The 3,404-nt window shown below is 58.8% G+C and carries 8 protein-coding genes and 1 tRNA gene; all 9 read left to right on the forward strand.

Annotation, left to right across the window (positions count from 1 at the left end):
• Positions 1–141: elongation factor Tu (gene tuf, locus VNM72_08050; GenBank protein ID HXF05354.1), on the forward strand; the 141-nt coding region annotated here is incomplete at its 5' end.
• A gap of 11 nt (positions 142–152) precedes the next feature.
• Positions 153–305, forward strand: a complete 153-nt coding sequence (gene rpmG / locus VNM72_08055) for a 50S ribosomal protein L33 (protein HXF05355.1) — start codon at positions 153–155, stop codon at positions 303–305.
• Positions 306–308: 3 nt separating this feature from the next.
• Positions 309–384: transfer RNA gene (locus VNM72_08060), tRNA-Trp, on the forward strand.
• A 19-nt stretch (positions 385–403) separates the two neighbouring features.
• On the forward strand, positions 404–721 hold the full coding sequence (secE, locus tag VNM72_08065) for a preprotein translocase subunit SecE (GenBank protein ID HXF05356.1): 318 nt from the start codon (positions 404–406) through the stop codon (positions 719–721).
• Between the two features lie 3 nt (positions 722–724).
• Positions 725–1,288 (forward strand): transcription termination/antitermination protein NusG, encoded by a 564-nt coding sequence (nusG, locus tag VNM72_08070; GenBank protein HXF05357.1) that lies wholly within the window; start codon positions 725–727, stop codon positions 1,286–1,288.
• A 3-nt stretch (positions 1,289–1,291) separates the two neighbouring features.
• Complete coding sequence (gene rplK / locus VNM72_08075) at positions 1,292–1,717, forward strand: 50S ribosomal protein L11 (GenBank protein HXF05358.1); 426 nt, start codon at positions 1,292–1,294, stop codon at positions 1,715–1,717.
• Positions 1,718–1,760: 43 nt separating this feature from the next.
• Positions 1,761–2,447 (forward strand): 50S ribosomal protein L1, encoded by a 687-nt coding sequence (gene rplA, locus VNM72_08080; GenBank protein HXF05359.1) that lies wholly within the window; start codon positions 1,761–1,763, stop codon positions 2,445–2,447.
• Positions 2,448–2,589: 142 nt separating this feature from the next.
• A complete protein-coding gene (rplJ, locus tag VNM72_08085) occupies positions 2,590–3,120 on the forward strand; it encodes a 50S ribosomal protein L10 (protein HXF05360.1) in 531 nt (176 codons plus the stop codon).
• Between the two features lie 123 nt (positions 3,121–3,243).
• On the forward strand, positions 3,244–3,404 hold a 161-nt coding region (locus VNM72_08090), incomplete at its 3' end, for a 50S ribosomal protein L7/L12 (GenBank protein HXF05361.1).

Genomic DNA, 3,404 nt, shown 5'->3' on the forward strand with positions numbered 1-3,404 from the left:
GAGATGGTGATGCCGGGGGATAATGTGAATTTGGAGGTGGAGTTGATCACGCCCATCGCCCTGGAGCGGGGCTTGCGCTTTGCCATCCGCGAGGGCGGTCGCACCGTCGGCGCCGGCTCCATCACCGATATCGTCGAGTGACGGAGGACATCATGCCGCGTGACATCATCATCCTGGAATGCTCTGAGTGCAAGAACCGAAACTACTCGACGACCCGGAACAAGAAGAAGACGACCAAACGACTGGAGCTGAAAAAATTTTGCCGAACATGCCGTCGGCATACGCTTCATAAGGAGACGAAGTAGTGCAGGGGTATAGTGTGAGCGGATAGCACGGCGGTCTCCAAAACCGCAAGGGCGGGTTCGAATCCTGCTACCCCTGCCACTCGTCCTCACAGCGGAATATGGCGAAAGTTGCCGAGCAGATAGAGGAGAAAGAAATCGGCGCGGAACCAAGTTGGTTCACCCGGGGCGTTCGCTGGATCGCCCTGCTCCCGGTTCGTATCGGAAGCTGGACAGTGGCCAAGGCGCGGGCGGCGCGGCAGTTTTACCAGGACGTGAAGATGGAGATGAAGAAAGTCACCTGGCCGACGCGACAGGATGTCTATGGACAAACGGTTGTGGTGTTGATTGTGCTCTTTTTCTTCGGCTACTTCCTCTATTACACGAATCTGGCGCTCGGCTATCTGGTGAGCAAGCTCATCGAGTATTCGTCACAATAGATCATGGCGAAACGGTGGTTCATCGTTCATACCTATTCGGGGCACGAGCATAAGGTTTGCGAGAGCCTGAAGAATCGGGTGCGGGCTTTCGGCATGGAGCAGGAGATCTCCGATGTGCTGGTCCCCATCGAGAAAGTGGTGGAGCTGCGTGGCGGTCGCCGCGTGGAGTCGGAGAAGATGATCTTCCCCGGTTATGTGCTGGTGCAGATCGAGACCGACGAGAACGGGGAAATCTCGGAGAAAGCCTGGCATGTCGTGCGCAATACACCGAAAGTGACCGGATTCGTCGGCGGTCAGCATCCGACTCCTCTAACCGAAGAGGAGGTCAACGAAATCATTCACCACGTTTCGCTCACTGCCGATAAGCCGAAACCGAAGCACACCTTCACCACCGGCGAAATGGTGAAGATCATGGACGGGCCGTTCACCGGGTTCATCGGCAAGGTGGACGACATTAATCCCGACAAAAACACGCTCAAGGTCATGGTGACCATCTTTGGACGGCCGACGCCGGTGGAGTTGAATTTCCTTCAAGTCGAGAAGGTCACGTTTGCCGAAGAGGAGTGAACTATGGCCAAGAAGGTAGTCGCCCAGGTCAAACTTCAGCTGCCGGCGGGAAAAGCTAATCCCTCGCCGCCGGTGGGAACCTCGCTCGGCCCGCATGGCATTAACCTGATGGAGTTTTGCAAGCAGTTCAACGCCCGGACGGCCAACGCCGGCGATGTGAAAATTCCCGTCGTGGTGACGATCTATCAGGATCGGTCCTTCACGTTCGTGACCAAGACGCCTCCGGCTGCCGATCTGTTGAAGAAGGCCGCAGGCATCGAGAAGGGATCGCCCCAGCCGAACCGGACCAAGGTGGGCAAGATCACCCGGAAACAACTCGAGGAGATTGCCCGCATGAAGCTGCCCGATTTGAACACGACGTCTTTAGAGGCGGCCATGCGCATCATCGCCGGGACGGCCAGGAACATGGGATTGGAGATCGTCGAATAGGTCCGTTGACCTCCATACGGACGACCGGAGGGTGAGACCGATTATGAGCGGAAAGAAGTACGCTGCTGCGGCAGCCCAGATTGATCGAACCAGGGCTTATAGTTTGGCCGAGGCCATCGAGCGGGTGAAGCAGGTCGCCTATGCCCGCTTCGATGAGACGGTCGAGCTGGCGATTCAGCTCAATGTGGACCCGCGCAAGGCCGATCAGATGGTGCGCGGCACGGTCGTGCTCCCGCACGGCCTGGGCAAGAGCAAGAGAGTCGCCGTCATTGCGACGGGCGATAAGGTGAAAGAGGCCGAGGAAGCCGGTGCTGACATCGTGGGTGGCGAAGACCTGGTCGAGAAGATCAAAGGAGGATGGTTGGAGTTCGACGCCCTCATCGCCACGCCCGATGTCATGCGCTCGGTGGGGCAGTTGGGGAAAATTCTGGGCCCGCGCGGGCTCATGCCGAACCCTAAGACCGGAACGGTGACCTTCGATGTCAAAAGCGCCGTGCGCGAGGTGAAGGCCGGACGGGTGGAATTTCGCGTGGATAAAACCGGCGTCATTCATGTGCCCATCGGCAAGAGGTCGTTTGAGACGGACAAGCTCGTCGCGAACGCCCAGGCGCTCATTGATGCGGTCATCCACGCGAAACCGGCGTCGGCCAAGGGCAAATACATCAAGAGCATCTATCTCTCGACAACCATGAGTCCGGCGGCGAAAGTGGATGTCAGCGGGCTTCCGTGAACAGTTGGCTGCCATGAGGGGGGCAGCGGAACGGTGGTTCAGGAGGGCGAGCAGGGCTGACCGCCGGAACGGATCGTGTGCCGGGCAAGTGCAAAGCGGATGTGGGGTGAGGGAGAATTCGTCAGACGTCAGGTGAAGGATTATGAAGACGAGGATTCAACGGCAGCAAGAAATTGAGCAGTTGGCGGAGGAATTTCGCCGGGCCCCTCATCTGGTCGTGCTGAGCTACCAGGGGCTGACGGTCGCTAAGGATTGGGCGCTGCGACGAAAGCTTCACCAGGCCAATACTCGATTGCGCGTGGTGAAGAACACGCTGGCCCGGTTGGCTGCCCGGGGGACGCCGGTGGAACGGCTGAGCGAGCACTTCAAAGGGATGACGGCTATCGCTCTGACTCACGATGATCCGGTGGCGCTGGCCAAAATTCTCACCGAGTTCGCTCGTGAGAATGCGGAGCTTCAATTCAAGGCTGCGCTGGTGGACGGCCATCCGATCGAAGCGCAGCAGATCGAAGCGGTCGCCGCCTTGCCCTCGAAGCCGGAGCTGATGGCTTCGGTCATGGGGCTTCTGAACGCGCCGACCCGAGCCCTGATGTCGGCGCTCACCGGCGTGACGCGCAATCTCCTGGTCGTGCTCAGTCAGATTCGAGATCAAAAGAAGCCGCAGGGGGAGTGATTCTGTCGAAAGCCGCGCCCTTTGTCGGACTCATGAAACGAGGCGCCGTGACGGAAACCGGACCGTCGCAGGAGAACTCACCCTGCTTCGATAGTCTGAAATTTCAGTTGGGAGGGTTTTACCGTGAGTGACAAACTTCAAGCCATTGTTGATCAAATTGCCGGGCTGACCTTGCTGGAGGCATCCGAGCTGGTTAAAATGATGGAGGCTAAATTCGGCGTATCCGCAGCGGCCGTGGCCGTAGGGCCACTACCCGGGGCCGTGAGCGCTCCGGCGGCGGGAGC

The organism is Blastocatellia bacterium (assembly GCA_035573895.1).
Taxonomy (GTDB): Bacteria; Acidobacteriota; Blastocatellia; order HR10; family HR10; genus DATLZR01.

What these genes read in the sequence shown, in the direction of transcription:
- rpmG (HXF05355.1), top strand. Translation starts at nt 153, where the DNA reads ATGCCGCGTGACATCATCATCCTGGAATGCTCTGAGTGCAAGAACCGA.
- secE (HXF05356.1), top strand. Translation starts at nt 404, where the DNA reads ATGGCGAAAGTTGCCGAGCAGATAGAGGAGAAAGAAATCGGCGCGGAA.
- nusG (HXF05357.1), top strand. Translation starts at nt 725, where the DNA reads ATGGCGAAACGGTGGTTCATCGTTCATACCTATTCGGGGCACGAGCAT.
- rplK (HXF05358.1), top strand. Translation starts at nt 1,292, where the DNA reads ATGGCCAAGAAGGTAGTCGCCCAGGTCAAACTTCAGCTGCCGGCGGGA.
- rplA (HXF05359.1), top strand. Translation starts at nt 1,761, where the DNA reads ATGAGCGGAAAGAAGTACGCTGCTGCGGCAGCCCAGATTGATCGAACC.
- rplJ (HXF05360.1), top strand. Translation starts at nt 2,590, where the DNA reads ATGAAGACGAGGATTCAACGGCAGCAAGAAATTGAGCAGTTGGCGGAG.